Source organism: Flavitalea plasmicola (genome assembly GCF_030546645.1).
Lineage (GTDB): Bacteria > Bacteroidota > Bacteroidia > Chitinophagales > Chitinophagaceae > Puia.
Map to the genome: position 1 here is coordinate 31,480 of NZ_JAUOTO010000002.1, position 16,871 is coordinate 48,350.

Sequence of the window (16,871 nt, forward strand, 5' to 3'; positions counted from 1 at the left end):
GCATATGAATGTATCTATCCATCTGACAAAGCGAATTTTTCTTAGCAGTATTCTTCTGTCGCTGTTCTTTTACAGCCCGCCCGTCCGGGCGCAAGAAGTACCATACGGGACGATCGACCGGAAAGCGGTAGTTACCCGTCACAACCTGGTGCTGAAAGCGCCTTCATTCGCAGGTCCTACGCAAGTGGGGAATGGAGATTTTGCCTATGGCTTTGATATCACCGGAATGCAGACGTTTAACGATCAGTTTACAACGATGTCGCACTGGGGATGGCATAGCACTCAACCACCACAAGGACTTACTGCGGATTCGTTTAAACAAACGCTGGTCGAGACGCATGGCAGGATGGTTGGCTATGACCTACCCAATCCAAAGCAAGCTGCATTAACGCAATGGCTTGCCAGTAATCCGCACCGGTGTAACCTCGGAAGAATAGGGCTGCTGTTGAAAAAGGAGGATGGCAGCCTTGCGAAAATGAGTGATCTGCAGGACCCGGTGCAATACCTGGACCTTTGGACAGGTGTTGCGGAAAGTAATTTCACCATTGAGGGACAAAAGGTAAAAGTCATCACCGTATGTGATCCGGATAGGGATATTTTAGGTTTCAGGATCGAGTCTGATCTAATTCAAAAGGGAAGGATAGGGATCTCTGTAGCCTTTCCCTATCCAAGCTTACAATACTTTAGCAATGGTTCGGATTATACCAGCGCTTCGCTGCACCAAACGAACCTGAGGGTGATGAATGCCCATTCGGTGATATTTGACAGGCAACTCGACAGTACTATTTACCATGTGGCCTGCGCGTGGTCGGGACGGGGCAAGATCAACAAGCAAAAAGCCCACCGTTATGATCTTTATCCGGCATCTGATGGGGGATCCGTTGAGTATGTTTTTGCATTTTCCCCTTCGGGGATCGATGATCGCTTGCCCTCCTTTGCAGCAATCAGGGCCGGAAGCGGCATGCACTGGGCATCATTCTGGAAAAGCGGGGCAGCGCTGGATCTTTCCAAAAGCAGGGATCCCCGCTGGTTTGAGCTGGAAAGAAGGATCGTCCTGTCGCAATATGTGATGGCCATTAATGCGGCCGGCAATTATCCGCCACAGGAAACAGGGCTGGTAAACAATAGCTGGTACGGCAGGTTCCACTACGAGATGTACTGGTGGCATGCGGCACATTATGCCTTATGGGACAGATGGCCCCTTCTTCGAAACAGCCTGCATGTGTATGCGGATAATTTAAAGTTATCGGAGAAACGGGCCAGGCTTCAGGGATATGCGGGTGCAAGATGGGCGAAATGCACGGGCCCGGATGGCAGGGAATGGCCAGACTTTACCCACGCCTTCCTGATCTGGCAGCAACCCCACCCTATTTTTTTTGCCGAACTGGATTACCGAGCCCACCCGACTTTACAAACGTTGGAGAAATGGGATCAGATCGTTGAGCAAACGGCAAATTTTTTAGCTTCTTATGCTTTCCTGGATAGCAGCCGGGATGAATATATCCTGGGACCGCCCGTAAAAACGGTTCCGGAGAACAATGATCCTGTGACTACGCAGAATCCTGCATTTGAGCTGGCTTATTGGAGATTTGGTTTGCAGACAGCCCAACAATGGCGCAAAAGGCTGAAACTGGCGCCTAACCCCAAGTGGGATGATGTATTGAAAAGACTGGCTCCCTTGCCGGTGAAGGAAGGTTTGTATGAGCAATGGGAGCATATTGACAGCATGTGGACAAAATACAACTATGAGCATCCGGCGATGGCAGGAATCTGGGGGATGCTGCCGGGCTACGGCGCCGACCGTGGCATCATGGAAAGAACCTATCAAAAAGTTCAGTCCGCCTGGAGATATGACACTGGCTGGGGATGGGATTTCCCCCTGGTGGCAATGTGTGCGGCCAGGCTAAGACATCCGGAGCAGGCGGTGGACATGCTTTTACACGTATCCCCCAAATTTGTATTTGACCAGCATGGCCTCGTTGGCGGCGGCAATCCGTATCCTTATATCCCGTCGAACGGCGGCTTGTTATATGCCGTGGCGATGATGACTGCGGGCTGGGATGGCGATGATAACGTACCTCAGCCGGGCTGGCCAAATGACGGCTCCTGGGTAATCAAATGGGAGGGCTTTAAAAAAGCGCCCTGATAAATGGCAGCGAACGGCTAACCCAGGACGGACATGGTGAGATTGATGATGTCTTCAAAAGCAGCTTTGTCAATGGCTGATTTACCCGTGACGCGAAGGCCTGCGATGGTATTGAAAAGGAAGCGAGCGAGTGCCCTGGGGTTTTGCTTACTGGAAATTTCACGGTTGCTTTGCCCTCTTTTGATGACTTCATAAAAGGCGTTCTCCAATTGCACGTCATTCTCACAAATGATGGCGTTGGTGTCCTTGTCATGGGATGCGGTCTCGACTGCCGAGTTGATGAGGAAACAACCTTTGTGTTGCTTGTCGCGGATCATTTCAAAGATGATCAGGTCCAACAGTTGCCGGATGGCGACTTTTGCAGGAACGGATGCACTGAGGATCTGATCTCTTATAGCGGCCTGTGTCTGTCTGTAGCTTTCCAATGCCTTTAGATACAACTGGTGTTTGTCGCCGAAAGTATCGTACAGGCTGGAGCGGCTGATACCCAGGGTATCCACGAGGTCCTGCATTGAAGTGCCGTTGTATCCTTTTTGCCAGAATAATTCGATGGCTTTTGCCAACACTTCGGACTCATCAAAATCTTTTGTTCTTGCCATATAAAAAACAGCTTTGCCTACCGTAGGGCAAGCAAAGCTAATTATTTTGGTGGATATTGCCGCTTAGTGGACACCGCCACTGACAGTCACCATTTCGCCCGTCAGCCATCTGGAGTCGTCCGACGCGAGGAATACGGCGACCGATGAGATGTCTTCCGGCTGTCCTATACGGCCGAGCGGCGACTGGGAGGCCAGTTGCTTTTCAAAATCGCTGCCGATGAAACCGGCGGTATGTGTGCCTTCGGTCTCTACTATGCCGGGATTAAGCGAGTTGACCCTGATCTTTTTGGGTCCCAGTTCTTTGGCCAGGACGCCACTGATCGCGTCGACTGCGGCCTTAGTGGCCGAATAGACCGAACTGCCGGCGGGGGTCAGGCGAGTGGCAGCCGAGCCGATGTTGATGACGCTGCCGCCATTGGCGCCAAAGTTCTTCACCGCCTCCTGTGTCGTCAGCAGCAGGCCGAGGACGTTGGTATTGAACTGGCGGTGGAACTCTTCTTCCGTGATCTCTTCCAGCGTGGAGAACTTGTAGATACCGGCGTTATTTACCAGGATATCGAGGCTGCCGAAGGCCTTTTTGGTTTCGGCGAAGAGGCGTGTGATATCTGCTGCCCTGGACACGTCGCCTTGTATGGCAATTGCCTTGCCGCCCTTGCTTTTAATCTCAGCAACCACCTTATCGGCCCCTTCTTTCGAGGATGAGTAATTGACCACCACTGATGCGCCCTCGGCTGCGAGGCCTTTGGCAGTTTGTGCACCTATTCCTTTTGACGCGCCTGTTACTACAGCGACCTTGTTTGCTAATTTGTTCATGTTTGTAATTTTATTAATTTTGGACTAATCGTTCCACAAAGATAGTGTTTTTCCGGAACGCTCGTTCCATTATTATTGATTTTACCTTTCCGTGACAAATGTGCTGGTTGGGAAATATTTCAGGGCTCAGGCTGGAATTTGAGTGTACGTGATGCTTGGCAGGCTAATAGGAATGTCAGTCAAGACAACAATATTTTGCTATTCATAGATCGTGTTTATTATTTTTTCATTTTCGATGATGATCATACCATGCCTGTCGCTGGTGATCCCTTGGGTCAGGCGATAGGTATAGCGGGGCAGGGTGCCTTCCATTACGGTGGGCATGTATGCAAACTGAACGGGATGGTCTCCGTCGCGCAGCGCCTCCCCCACTTCTATAATATGGGTGCTGATAATAAAGAAGCAGTTCCGGTGTCTCTCGAAAGCGGTCGTGACATGCAGCGTGGCATCATATGCGTCTTTCACATTGGTTCCCTTGAACAGCTCATCGAATATGACCACCAGGTTCCTGCCCTGGCTGACCTGTTCCGCCACCGTCTTCACCCGCAGCACTTCGGCATAAAAATGACTGTATCCCCTGTTAAGGTCATCAGCCACATTGATGGAAGAGTAAAGCCCGTCCCGTACAGAGAATACCATATCGCGGGCGGCGACCGGGAAGCCCATATGCGCCAGGTAGATAGCAATGCCAAAGGATTTCATATAAGTCGACTTGCCGGCCATATTCGCCCCTGTGAGGAATAAGACGTTACTGTCTTTCGCGGTGGAAATAGGATTGGCCACCGCATTGTCGATGGCCGGATGCCACAGCGCCGATGCCTGAATAGTGCATTGGTCTGCCGGCAGCGCTTTTGCATAGGAGAGCTCATGCTTCCTGGCCACATTGCTGACTGCAATGTGGACATCCAACTGATAAAGACAATGCAGCAGTCCCCCTACTTCTTCCCGCATCGTATGGCGCAGCAGGACATCGTACTTCGATGTCTTCATAAGGGAAAGCTCCTGCACTCCTCTTTCCTGGTGTAGCCACGCCAGTCTCCTATCCGAAAGAATGGACCTTGCTTCCTCTACGAGCGGTGTATTCACCCTGGCCACCAGGTCCTTCAGCTTATTCAAGGCGTCGATGGTAGCGATCAGGCCGGCCTGCAGCTGCGCATATCGTTCGTCTCTCAGGAAAGTTCCCATCATCTTCAAACGCAGCATATTCGCAGCAGAAGTGATGGCATTGCCGGTCATTTCGGAGCTAATGTAATTCTCCACGACCATGAAGGGCCCGGGCTGAAACGGGAAATGCAGCGCCAGCTCCTGGAAGTAGCGGAATGACTGGCTCCGCCCGTTGATGGCCGCAGCATCGGTCATTGGGTGACGGAACATCTCCTCCAGCAGCCGCTGTCCGCCCCTGGTCTTTACCTTGTTAAAGAGGCTGTAAATGGAGTGGGGTTTGAATTTACCCAAGAGGTTCAGGTCATCCAGCGTTTGCTTATCGGCAGTAAAGCCGTCCTGCTGCTGCTGCTTTTTTATTCCCGCCCCCAGCAGGTGCAAAATCCCTTCATTCTCAATGATCACCATACCATGGCGGTCATCGGTAATCCCATTCTCCAGCCTGTAGGTATATTCGGGACGCGTCCCGGCCATTCGGGTAGGCAGATACAGGAAGCGTATATTGGAACAGGCTTTTTTCAATACCTCTCCGGACTCTATAATATGGGTAGAGATGACGAACAGGCTGCTCTTTTTTCCCGCGAAGGCTTTTGTAATGGCTATCGTCGCCTCATAAGCGTCTTTCACGTTAGTACCCCTGAACAGCTCGTCAAAGACTATAAAGATGTTCTTTCCCTGCTTCAGCTCGTTCGCCATCTTTTTGACCCGCAATACCTCCGCATAAAAATGACTCGCTCCGATGCCAAGATCATCCGGGAGATTGATCGTGGTGTAGATGCCGTCCAGCACGGAGAACTCCATCTGCTTTGCCGGGACAGGAAACCCCATGTGGGCAAGGAACATCGCTATGCTCAGCGACTTCATGAAGGTGGACTTGCCCGCCATATTCGCCCCTGTCAGGAAAATGACATTGCTCTCAGGAGCAATAGTGATATCATTGGGGACTGCATCCGGTACTTGTGGATGATATACCCCCTCCACCTTTACAATATGTTCGTGACGCGGCAGCGCTTTTGGGAAGGCAAAGCACCTATCTTTACCTACCCTGGCGATGGATATGTACACATCGAGGTAATAGATGTGCCGCAGCAGTTTTTCAATGGCGTCACGGTGAAGGAAGCGAAGCAGGACATCGAGCTCCGCGATGGCTGCATGGGACAGCCGGCCTTTGCTTTCGAGCGCCGGCATCAGGGCACTGTCGGATATGATGGCGCGGATGGCTTCCTGTTCAGTGCCGTACACGCTATTCCTGTGCTTATCCAGGGAGTTCAGAAAGGACCGAGCGCTTGCCAGTAATTGCACCAGCGCATGAACGCCTTTGTAAATAATGGCGGTGTCGGTGTCGGCGGCAATGGCCCTGCCGATCTTTTTGGCAACGGAAAGGTGCCGGGCGGTGAGCTTCGTACGTTCATCCGTATTGGCCAGGTAGGGGTCTATAGCATCGAAGAGCCCGCTGTCGAAAGGGAAAGGAATGTCACTTTCTGCAAATAGCCGGATGATGCCGCTGCGTTTATTGATGGCTTTATCATCTGAGAGCGGGTAACGGAACAGCTCTTCCAGCACCGCTGCTCCGCCCCTGGTATAGCAGCGGTTAAAAATATGGTAGATGGAATCCGCACCGTGCCTGCCGAAGATATTGAGATCCTCCAGCGTCTGCCTGTCTGTCGTAAACAACATCTTTTTCTCTTATTTTCTTTTTCGCCTTATCAGCAATACGGTACCAAAGACCAGTAGGATACCGGGTACTACCCATACATAGAACGTGCGAAGCATGCCGGCTTCTTTCAAGGTCACCTTTATCCGCTTATCGAGCGCAGGATCCCTGGTGGCAAGGATGGGAAATTCACCGCCGGTCAGCCAACTGAAGATGCCGGTGCTGAACATAAAGTTGGCAGTGCCGTCTCTGCCCATTTCTTTGGTGCTGAGGAAGTCGGCGTCGCTGGTAACAATGATGTGCTGCTCTTTGTTGTTGATCTTCCGGCTGAGGCTGACGGCAGTGGTGATGGGCCCCATTTTGTCTCCGTCTGCGGGTGAAAAGATCATCACACCCAGGTCTTTATTGCGGCCGGTGGCGGCACGGATCCGGACTTCTGCCTGGGTACTGGCTGTCGGATCTACACGGGCCGCGACCATCAACTCAGGATCATACGGTTTGATCCTGTTCCAGACAATACCGGGTTTTGTTCTCAGCAATGACTGCACGGTAAAGGCTCCGCTGTCTGTCCAGGTGAGACCTGCGGCGCCTGACATTGACACAGGCACGCTGTCCTCCACAAATCCGGCCAGCGGTCGGAACATATGGACGACAGACGAATCGAGATCCTGCATCAGCAGGGTCGGCGGTTCGTATTGGGTTTCGCCTATCAGCAGGCCATCCGTCATCTGTATGCCCAGCTCCTTAAGCAGGGGATTTATCAGCGCCTGCCTCCCAGGCTCTCCACATATCAGCAGGTTCCCTCCCCGGCTGATATACTGCATCAGCCGGGTCCTGGCGGCAGCGGTCAGCTCCTGCCTGGGATCGGCCAGCACCAATGCGGAGAGGTCTTCCGGGATCTCCTCTGTTTCAAGCACCACGGTTTGCACATCAAAACCCTGGTTGACCAACGAATGACGAGCGGGGGTATGATTGGTGAGCAATTTGTAATCACGTTCGTTCAATTTATCTATGTCCCGTTCGAGATCACCGGTGATAAAGCCTACTTTTGGCATGTGGGCTTTTTGTAACCGTTTCAGCACAACGGCCACTTCCGTTTCACTGGGCCATACCTGGGAATCGTCGAAGACACGAAGCCATGCTTTTTCCCCTCTCCATTTCACCTGCATCACGTAACGGTTCGATTCCGGTCTGAGATCTATCATCTTTTGGATCTGCTTCGGTGAAAGATAGTCTTCGAGCTCCATATCGTACTTTTTGGCATTTTGGTCGGCGATCTCTTTCAGATCTTTACCGGGATAGATCTGGAAAATCGCGGGAAAGTCCAGGGCGCTGTCGTAATAGCTGACCGTTTTCAGCCCGATATTGTCTTTGAAACGCAGATAATTGTCCCAGCGTCCCTGGTTTTGCTTGTAAGAGTCGGGATTGCCGAGAAAATAATGCGGTTCCACGAGGTTGGCGTAGGCTGTCACTTCCATCGGATCATCACCCAGGTCTTTTATGATCTGCTGCACGCGGGGTGTGATGGTATTTGCTTTTGTGTTGGTAGCGTCGTAATAACCGATAAAGCCAGGAACGGAGGTGATGTATCCCACCAGGAATGCAATGGCCAGCACGCCTGCATATCGCAGGGCTTTCACCGTCCACGGTTTGGATTCCATACCGCCTTTCAGCCGGAGCGTGCTGAAGCTTAAGAAGATAAAGACGATCATGATAAAATACACCACATCTTTTGTGGTGACGAGCCCCCCCAGCATTTTCTGTGTGCGGCCGCTGATCGACAGGAAGTAAGTGAGCTCACGTACAAATGCTATTCGTTGCCAGAGGTCACCGATGTAGCTGAGCACGCCTATCATGATGAACGAGGCAATGGCGGCTACTACCTGGTAGGTGGTGAGTGTCGACATGAACAGGCCAATGGCAGAATAGGCGCATAGCAGCAGGTAGAAGCCCAGCATGCCCGTCATGAGCATACCTGTTTCAGGGTGCTTGATATGGATGATGCCGGATATGACATATACGCCGACGATAGCCGCCAATAAAAGGCAGTATACCATCATGGCAAGGTATTTACCCAGTATGATCTCCCGCATCTTCACGGGTGAGGAATACAGCAGCTTAATGGTACCGCTGCCGGTCTCACGGCTGATAAGACTCATGGTGAGCAGCGGGATATACAGGTAAAGGGTCTGTATCACGGTGGGGAACAGCCCGGTAAAGCCACCGAATATCCCGCTGGTAAGCGTATTCAAAAGGTTGATCTCCATGCCGCCCAGCTCCTGTGTGCGTGCAATGCCTTTTATAGCGCCCATATACTTCAGGCCGCACTGAATAAAGAAGACGATCATTAAGAACCAGGCAATGGGGGAGTAGAACAGCGTTCGCAGCTCCGTCCTGGCCACTCTGAAAATTATTTTCATGAAAATTTATTTATCGGGAATGGTTGATTTAATGGGAGGATAGCTGTTTGAAAATTTCATCCACCGCGGTCTTGTCCAGACTGATCTCACGCAGGCGCCAGCCATGAAGGATACTGGCAGCTACTACCCGCTCAGCAATATCCTGGTCGCCGCTGAAGTGCAGGCGCACCTGCCGTTCCGTAAGGAAGTCTACTTTGGTGATCCCCTGGATTTGCTGCAGCTCTTCTGCCGCAGGCGGATTTTCCAGGTGCAGCAGCAGGCTGTGCGGTTCCACATAATTATTAAAAGCATCCATCGTATCGGAGAATACGATACGTCCGCTCTCGATCATTTTGATCTCTTTACAAAGAAGCTGTACTTCTGAAAGGATGTGCGAGGAAAAGACCACTACCCTGTCCTGCGCGATCTCTTTGATCAATGCCCTCACTTCGATGATCTGGTTAGGATCCAGGCCATTGGTAGGCTCATCCAGCACCACCACCCGGGGTTTATGCACAATAGCCTGCGCAATCCCCACCCGCTGCCGGTATCCCCCGGATAAATTGCGTATCAGGCGTGTACTGTAATGATCTACCCCGCAGCGTTCTTTGGCTTCCCTGATGGCGGACCTCATTTTATCTTTGCGCATCAGCCTCAATCCGGCACAATACTGAAGGTATTCATCCACAGTGAGGTCCATGTACAACGGTGGATTTTGAGGAAGGAACCCGATCTGTTTTTTAGCCTCCTCCGGGTGTTCCCGCATGCTGATGCCATTGATGTACACCTTTCCTTCCGTCTGGTTCAGCGCCCCGCACAGAATGTTCATAGTGGTGGACTTGCCTGCGCCATTGGAGCCCAGCAACCCCACGATACCCGCAGCATCGATCTGCATGTCGATGTCACGTATGGCCCAGGTACTGGTATACCGATGCGACAAGCCTTCTATCCTGACAATAGGTTCTTGCATTTTTATACTTTATGTGATTAAATCAATTTCTTTCCCTGTAGGACACACTGGTGATCCTGCCGAAACCGGTCCATGAGTTTTTCTTCTGTAATGGTTTGTTTACCGGTGGCACCACATATTGTTCGAGCGTGCCGTTGCTGCCCTCAGCGCCTGCCGGATTTAGTGTACCAACCGTCAGCAGGTTGCCGAACTGCGTATATTTATCATAGAAATTCGGGTTGAAGAATTTCTGGAACGCGATATAGGTAATCTCCTCATTGCCTTTATCCAGCATCAGGAAGCTCTGTTGCAGGAACGGATCGTATTCATACAGCTTGCCGCCGACACTGTAGAAGAGGTAACCCAGCTCGGGACTCGAGGCAAAACGAGTGGCCTTATCTATATCTGTCGCGACCATCGGCTCGAAATAGTCGGCAAAGGACCAGCCCGGGTAAAAGCGCAGCAGGTAATAATTGGCCGCACCGGGGTCTTTCATTACCGCAAAGCCCAGGCCGGTAGACTGCTGATCTTCCATATATACCATGTCTTTCCCTTCGGGAAATCCAACGCCTGGTGGCATATCGACGACGCTGACGCTGCCGAATGAACCGGTGGTAAATGTGCGCTTATCCATGTTGTATGCAACAAACATATCGTCATAGCACGTCACCTGTGGGAATGCTTTGAATGGTTTCGGCTCGCCGGCATAGATATTCACCGGCACATAAGGAAATACGATGCCTTCGTATACCCGCCTGTATATATTGTTGCCTTCCGTCATGAACGTGGTAGGCATAAAGGCATACTGCAGGCTGCCGGTGAGGCTTGATGGGTTGAAGCCACCCGGCAAGCTGCCCACCATTTCATACCGGAAGTCGTCAAGTGCATCGTATCCGAAAGTCTCCGGGTCGATCCTGAAGGTGCCGTTATCCGTAACGAGATAGATCCGGTAGGTCTGCGGCGTGATACGGAAAGCCTCTGTTTCCATACAGAACACCTGTCTCGGCTTACCCTGTAGCGGAGGCTCTGAGCCCAATTGTGAGAGCACGTCAGTGATCTGTTCAAATCTATCCTCCGTCCGAAAGTAGCTGAGCATATCGAGTCTTGTTTTTCCATTTACCTCGTTCATTACCAGGTAACCTTCAAAAACCTTCGTAATGACCAGCAGTTGGGTCCTGATGTGCGCCCGTATGCCCGTCTCCATATCTGTGGCTTTAAATTGCAGGGTATATTTACCGGGAGGCACCACCAGCTTCACCCGGAGGTTCTTTTCCGTGGAAAGGACAGAATCCTTCGCGCTCAAGTCAAGCGACCATTCGTAGGTATACTGTTTCCCGGTGCCGGCGGGATCCTGCGTGCCTTTCAGCTCAGGAGCTATGGCAAGCGTTTCACCCAATAATAAGGTATACCCATGGGCGGTATCGATGTTGGTAAAGCTTATTTCGTTGATGGCGTGGTAATTATAATTGCCCAAGTCTTTGTAACAGGATACAAAGGCGCAACAGAAGGTCATCAGCATGAAAAAGGTTGATATTTTGCGCATACAGATCGACATTTGAATGTTAGAAGTAAAGATCATTGATACCCGGCGCCCATCGTCATCGGCGCTCCATCTTCATCATATATGATATTTCCCTGTGCTGCCTGGTCGCTGAGATAGCGCGAAGTGGAGGAAGCATAGTAAGTGGCTGCCGCCCGGCGCTGGTTATCCGGGTATACCGACCAGAAGTCGAGCGGCATCCCCAGCAGGTCGTGTATAAATCTTACTTTCTTCAGGCTGAATGTACCGAAGAAGGCGGCATAGGAATCATTCCAGTATGGTCCTTCATCGAGGATATCGGACATAGTGATGGAAAAGGTCAGCACATCTGCGGAATCCCGGGCAACGTTATTGACTACCCTGTACTGCAGCTGTGTATTGAAGAACTCATTGGGTTGCAGGCGCAGGATCAGCTTTTTCACCCCGCTAGCCAGATCCACGGCCCGCTTGAGGTGCAGGCGCAGTGTGTCTTCCACCTTGCCGGCATGGATCACCGCCTCCGGCAGGTCATAATGGGTCCCGGCTACAGCGGTGGATGTCGGGTCGACCACGATATTACAGCGACGGTCGGTTGCGGCCGGCGGCCCTGTGACCCCCAACGGCACCAGCAGGATGGTGTCCTGCACACTGGCATCCCGGTAAGCAAAAGAAAAGTTGGTGCTGTCGACGTAGTAATTGGTGGTTATGGTGTATTTGAAATACACGTTGTCATCTATATTATAGGTGATCAGCGGATCCCTTTTGCAAGATGCGGCTGTCAGGATAATACTGATGTATAGTAATCTTTTCATGATGAGCTATTTTTGTATTAGCGGGGGGTGGTTTCAGACAAAGGCAGCGGCACCACGTATACGGGGACCCTGGACGCATTTGTCATGGCGTCAGGTATGGAAGGCGTATTGGTTCGCTTATAGTAAAAGAATAACTGACCCTCTCCGTAGAACTCCTTCCTGTATTCTTTCAAAAGCTCGGCAGGCATGGAGGCATTTGCAGCAAGACCCGGCAACCCCCTGTGGGTACGCACGGAATCGATATAGTTACGTGCTTTCACAGGATCCGTTTCTGTTTCGGCAAGAATGTAATAGAGTTCCGATTTTCGGATCATCGGCTGCAGGAATGCCCACGGCTGCGACAATGATACGTCTTCATATTTGAAAAAAGTACGGAAGGACCTGGTGGTCTGACGCCAGGTGGTGGGGTACCGCCAATCGTTCTCATTGTTCTCAAACGTAGTGCGAAGATTGGCCGCGTCGGGGGCCAGCAAGCGGGTGTCTGTCAGGGCGGGACTGAAGAAAGTCGCATAATTTTTATACAGGTTCCTGTTATATAGAGCAAACAGCAGCTCAGTAGAAAAGATCCGGTCCGGCGTGGAAGAATTGATGATAGAGGTATAAGGAAGCCAGGGGAACCACTGCTCGCCCTGGGTCAGCACAGCCAGGGCGGCATCATGCGCTTCCGTCGTCTTGTTGCCCCATAGATATACACGCGCCTTCAGCGCTTTTACGGCAAAATAGTTCATCCGCTGATTCCGGTGGCCTGTATAGAAATCGGGGTCATTTATAATCCCCGATCTTATGATGGCATCATCTGCCAGCAGACTTTCCGCGGCAGTCAGGTCCTGCACCACCCTTTCCACCCCTTCTGCCGATGTAAGGATGGGTTGCGCCGTTCCATCGGCAACGGTGTAGTATGGCACCGCTTGTTGGTTTTCACCCAGGCTGTACACGGGACCAAACAAACGCATCATATCGAAGTGCAGAAGCGCTCTGACTGCAAGCGCCTCGCCTTTCATCAATTTACCCTGATCTTCCGAAACCACGCGATCTTTTATAGATCCTTCGATCTTTTCAAGAAAAAGATTGGCGGACATTATTGTCTGGTAGGCGCTCTTCCAGATGGTGTTGAATACGTCTTGCGCCTGCTTGGCATTATAGTTGTTCTGTTGATATTGTTCATAAAAATTGACACCGTCCACCAGGGCCCTGTAACGCTGGGCCATCAGCTCTATATAGGTTTGGGTGAGCGCGGCCCCGTAAAGGTCGTTGCTGGCCAGGCCGATATAGAGGCCGTTCAGCGCCTGCTGCGCGGCTGACTTGTTAGAAAAGACCTGTACTTCCGTATAGGCGCCCGTTGGCTGCACCTGCAGGTATTTCTTACAGCCTGCACTAAGAAAGATACCGGCGAGCATTATATTGATGATCTGTTTTCGGTTCATTGTCCCCTGTTTTAATTAGAATGAAACATTGATGCTGAGACTGGCTGTCCGGGCGTATGGATAATCTATTCCCCGTTCTGTTTTTATCTTTTCAAGACGGAATATATCATTCATATACATGGTAATGGAAAGCGACTGCAGTTTGAGCTGTTGCAGCCATTTTGCATCGGTGCGCCAGCTCAGGCTGAACGATTCACCGATGAGGTGATTATCTTCCTGTATGAAGCGCGAGGTAAGGTTGGCGGCAGTACTTTTAATATCGGTGAACTGCGCGATATCGCCCGGCTTTTTCCAGCGATCGTACAGCGCTCGTTTGTCGAGGTTCTCGGGAGCGTATCCGACATTTTCAACTTTATTATACAATGCATTATTGAACACGTATCCGCCAATGCGATAACGCAGCGTGCTGTTCAACGAGAGGTTCTTGTAAGTAAAAGTAGTACTGATGCCGCCTTCTATCTTTGGCCGCGAATTGCCGACTTTTACAATGTCGTCGGTGGAATAGTCGAAAGAGATCGTGCCGTCTTTTTTCCCGAGCAGTTCCTTGCCGGTGGCGGGATCTACGCCGTGTGAAACTACCGCCCAGATATCGTCCGGGCTGTACCCATCTGTAAAGCGCAGCAGCCCCTGGCTTTTCGTTTGGTCTTCATTCAATTTAGCCAGTTTATCGGCAAGGCCACCATACAGGCTTTTGTAACGGCTTCCCATAATGCCTATGGACCATACAATGCCTTTGGATGGTATGTTTACCGGCTGTACCCGTATGTTCATGTTCCAGCCCTTAGTGCTGAGGTAGCCTGCATTTATTACATAATTACTGCCTGTTCCGACGGAAGAAGGTAATGTACCTTCGGCGCCAATGGTCAACGGATCCGTTTTCTTGTCGAAGTATTCTATATAGCCGCTGACCCTGTTGTTCCAGAAGCCGAGGTCGATGCCATAGCTCACCTGTAGCGTGCGTTGCCAGTCCACCGTCGGATTGCCCAGCGAGTATACGGTGATGCCCTGGCCGAAGGCGTTGTTGTTGCCGGTCTGGTAGCGATAGGTAGAGATAGAGCTGAACTGGCCAAGGTTCTCATTGCCTGTATAACCTGCATTGACACGTAGTTTAAGCAGGCTGAAGAACTGCATTTTTTTCAGGAATGCTTCCTGGTGCAGATTCCAGCCAAGGCCGCCGGAAAGGAATGGCTTAAATACGTGATCGGTACCAAATACGCTGGCCCCATCCAGGCGGTATACCGCATCGAACAGGAAGCGCCGGTCCCACGCATAGTTGAAGCTCGCGAGAAGGCCCGCGCTCCGGGCTTTGGCATTGCTGGCGGTGGGTGTGCCGAAGGGGGTATAGCTGTAGGCATAGATGGGATTGCCGTCGGAACCATAGGGAAAGCCCACGGCGGAAAATCCTCTCGATTCGCCTGTAACTTCCGACAGGTCGCCCCGGACAGTGGCGCTGAGTTGGTGTTTGCCGATTATTTCACCATAGCTAAGCATCGCATACCCGCGATAAGCATAATTTTCGTCATTTATTTGTGTATAGCTTCCTTTTTGCTGCAGATCTGCATTGTCGAACAACGTATTTTCCGGGGGCACGAACCCTACGTTCTTTGAATAAGCTTTCGAGAGCTGGATCCCGGCCTGGAGGCGGACCCTGGCAGAGAGCGTATAAACAGCATCGAGGTTGTCGAAGAAGGAAAATGATTTAGTCTCGTTGATGCCGGAAAATGACACGTTATACAACGGATTGATAATGGTCGGATCAAATTCCCCGTCAAGATATTTGCCGACCGTACCGTCCGGCAATGTTTTCCGGTAATATGGGATCGCCTCTGCAAATTTGGCAAAAGAGCCATAGGGCGACTCGTCAGCTTTGACGCCTGATAAAGACAGGGTATTGTACAGGTTCAGCCGGTCTTTGCGGTAAGAGACGCCGATATTGCCACCCCACGTCCCTCTGCCGGAACCTTTCATAACACCAATTTGTCTACCCATGGACAAGGAAGCGTTGAACATAAGATCGCTGTTACCACCTGCAAACTGGAGGGAATGTCTGTGCGAAAGGCCGGTGCGCAAGGGTTCGTTGAGCCAGTAAGTATTTACACCGCGTTTTATCTCCGCCAGGCGATGATTATATTTTTCCTCGTTACGCCATTGCGCGGGTCCTGTGGTGTCGTAAAAAAAGCCATGTAGCCGCTCGTACTCCAGCTTTTCCGCTGCATTCATCAGGTTGTAGCTATGAAGATCAGGTATTTCAAACGTAAGGTCGGCGGTGTAGGACATTTGCAGCTTGCCGGGAACTGCGCGCTTGGTTTCCACTACCACCACTCCATTGGCAGCCTTGGCGCCATAGAGCGCGGTGGAAGCGGCATCTTTCAGGATGGTGATGCTGGCCACGCGGTTCATATCCAGATCATGAATGATCTGTAAGGTGGTTTCGAATCCATCCAGGATAAAAAGGGGCTGGTTCGGGTCCTGGCTGAACTGTCCATTCAGCGTATTGGTATTAATGGTGGTTTGTCCCCTGATCTCAAATGTAGGCATCGTATTGGGATTCGAGCCCTGGAGGTTGTTTTCCACTTTGATAAAGGCGGGGTCGAGACTGCGGAGACTTTCCAGCACATTCCGGTTACCCACTGTTTTCAATTGTGCACCTGTGTATACCGTGGCCGCACCGGTGAAGCTAGCTTTGTCTCGTTTGATGATGCCGGTATTGATGACCACCTCCTCTATGCGCTCATCATCCGCGTCCAGCACGATATCCAGCAGATCGATCTTATTGGAAAGAATGCGTACCTCAGCCGTTTTGTACCCGATGTAGCTGACGACCAGTATTTGTCCTGGCTTCGCCTCGATCGTAAACCGGCCGGCGGGGTCAGTGGATGCGCCCTGCTTTGTTCCTTTCACCAACACGCTGGCCCCTACGAGCGGCCGGCCATCGCGTCCCCGTATAAGGCCCAGAATGGGGGGCCGTTGGGGGTTAGGGTCCGGGGGCTGTGCAGCAGGCGCGTTATGAGAAATATGGATCCCGGCAGGTGTTGCGCCCGCCTTCTTACTGACGATGATGGTTTTGTTCCTGATAGTATATTTGAGAGGAAGTTCGCTGAAAAGCTTATCAAGAAACTTATCGATATCCATATTACGGGCGTCGATAGAAACTGGTCCGACCTCATTGAGAATGTCCGAACTGCAGAAGAACACATAGCCTGTCTGTTTTTTAGCCACCGAAAAAACTGAGTCGATACGGCAGTTCTTTACAGAAATAGTAACAGTTTGGGAGATGCCTACGGCACATATGTGAAGGAGGCCGATGGTCACGAAAAGGCGGCCCCAACAAGAGAGAAAATTCATACTTGCAGTTGTTTTGGTAATTAAATAGCAGTCGAGGTAGCTATAGAGAA

Annotated in this window: 10 protein-coding genes; 1 reads left to right on the plus strand and 9 read right to left on the minus strand. The window is 51.3% G+C overall.

Annotated features, from left to right (window positions below; translation table 11 throughout):
* The first annotated feature begins 4 nt into the window (after positions 1 to 4).
* Positions 5 to 2,146 carry a hypothetical protein gene (locus tag Q4E93_RS05600; protein ID WP_303583281.1) on the plus strand — a complete coding sequence of 714 codons (2,142 nt, stop codon included), beginning with the start codon at positions 5 to 7 and terminating at the stop codon, positions 2,144 to 2,146.
* A gap of 17 nt (positions 2,147 to 2,163) precedes the next feature.
* Here Q4E93_RS05600 and Q4E93_RS05605 read toward each other — a convergent pair whose 3' ends face one another.
* From Q4E93_RS05605 to Q4E93_RS05645, 9 genes are all read right to left on the minus strand, one after another.
* On the minus strand, positions 2,164 to 2,745 hold the full coding sequence (locus Q4E93_RS05605; protein ID WP_303583283.1) for a TetR/AcrR family transcriptional regulator: 582 nt from the start codon (positions 2,743 to 2,745) through the stop codon (positions 2,164 to 2,166).
* A gap of 63 nt (positions 2,746 to 2,808) precedes the next feature.
* Entirely contained in the window at positions 2,809 to 3,558 is a 750-nt protein-coding gene (locus Q4E93_RS05610) for an SDR family NAD(P)-dependent oxidoreductase (RefSeq protein ID WP_303583284.1), read from the minus strand.
* Between the two features lie 198 nt (positions 3,559 to 3,756).
* Positions 3,757 to 6,396 (minus strand): MutS-related protein, encoded by a 2,640-nt coding sequence (locus tag Q4E93_RS05615; protein WP_303583285.1) that lies wholly within the window; start codon positions 6,394 to 6,396, stop codon positions 3,757 to 3,759.
* 9 nt (positions 6,397 to 6,405) lie between these two features.
* Positions 6,406 to 8,793 (minus strand): Gldg family protein, encoded by a 2,388-nt coding sequence (locus Q4E93_RS05620; protein WP_303583286.1) that lies wholly within the window; start codon positions 8,791 to 8,793, stop codon positions 6,406 to 6,408.
* A 28-nt stretch (positions 8,794 to 8,821) separates the two neighbouring features.
* A complete protein-coding gene (locus tag Q4E93_RS05625; RefSeq protein ID WP_303583288.1) occupies positions 8,822 to 9,742 on the minus strand; it encodes an ABC transporter ATP-binding protein in 921 nt (306 codons plus the stop codon).
* A gap of 22 nt (positions 9,743 to 9,764) precedes the next feature.
* A complete protein-coding gene (locus Q4E93_RS05630; protein ID WP_303583290.1) occupies positions 9,765 to 11,264 on the minus strand; it encodes a PKD-like family lipoprotein in 1,500 nt (499 codons plus the stop codon).
* A gap of 32 nt (positions 11,265 to 11,296) precedes the next feature.
* On the minus strand, positions 11,297 to 12,052 hold the full coding sequence (locus tag Q4E93_RS05635) for a DUF4843 domain-containing protein (RefSeq protein WP_303583292.1): 756 nt from the start codon (positions 12,050 to 12,052) through the stop codon (positions 11,297 to 11,299).
* A gap of 17 nt (positions 12,053 to 12,069) precedes the next feature.
* Positions 12,070 to 13,476, minus strand: a complete 1,407-nt coding sequence (locus Q4E93_RS05640; RefSeq protein ID WP_303583294.1) for a RagB/SusD family nutrient uptake outer membrane protein — start codon at positions 13,474 to 13,476, stop codon at positions 12,070 to 12,072.
* Between the two features lie 15 nt (positions 13,477 to 13,491).
* Positions 13,492 to 16,821 (minus strand): SusC/RagA family TonB-linked outer membrane protein, encoded by a 3,330-nt coding sequence (locus Q4E93_RS05645; RefSeq protein ID WP_303583296.1) that lies wholly within the window; start codon positions 16,819 to 16,821, stop codon positions 13,492 to 13,494.
* Between the last annotated feature and the right edge of the window lie 50 nt (positions 16,822 to 16,871).

What these genes read in the sequence shown, in the direction of transcription:
- Q4E93_RS05625 (WP_303583288.1), bottom strand. Translation starts at nt 9,742, where the DNA reads ATGCAAGAACCTATTGTCAGGATAGAAGGCTTGTCGCATCGGTATACC.
- Q4E93_RS05645 (WP_303583296.1), bottom strand. Translation starts at nt 16,821, where the DNA reads ATGAATTTTCTCTCTTGTTGGGGCCGCCTTTTCGTGACCATCGGCCTC.
- Q4E93_RS05630 (WP_303583290.1), bottom strand. Translation starts at nt 11,264, where the DNA reads ATGCGCAAAATATCAACCTTTTTCATGCTGATGACCTTCTGTTGCGCC.
- Q4E93_RS05615 (WP_303583285.1), bottom strand. Translation starts at nt 6,396, where the DNA reads ATGTTGTTTACGACAGACAGGCAGACGCTGGAGGATCTCAATATCTTC.
- Q4E93_RS05640 (WP_303583294.1), bottom strand. Translation starts at nt 13,476, where the DNA reads ATGAACCGAAAACAGATCATCAATATAATGCTCGCCGGTATCTTTCTT.
- Q4E93_RS05600 (WP_303583281.1), top strand. Translation starts at nt 5, where the DNA reads ATGAATGTATCTATCCATCTGACAAAGCGAATTTTTCTTAGCAGTATT.
- Q4E93_RS05605 (WP_303583283.1), bottom strand. Translation starts at nt 2,745, where the DNA reads ATGGCAAGAACAAAAGATTTTGATGAGTCCGAAGTGTTGGCAAAAGCC.
- Q4E93_RS05610 (WP_303583284.1), bottom strand. Translation starts at nt 3,558, where the DNA reads ATGAACAAATTAGCAAACAAGGTCGCTGTAGTAACAGGCGCGTCAAAA.
- Q4E93_RS05635 (WP_303583292.1), bottom strand. Translation starts at nt 12,052, where the DNA reads ATGAAAAGATTACTATACATCAGTATTATCCTGACAGCCGCATCTTGC.
- Q4E93_RS05620 (WP_303583286.1), bottom strand. Translation starts at nt 8,793, where the DNA reads ATGAAAATAATTTTCAGAGTGGCCAGGACGGAGCTGCGAACGCTGTTC.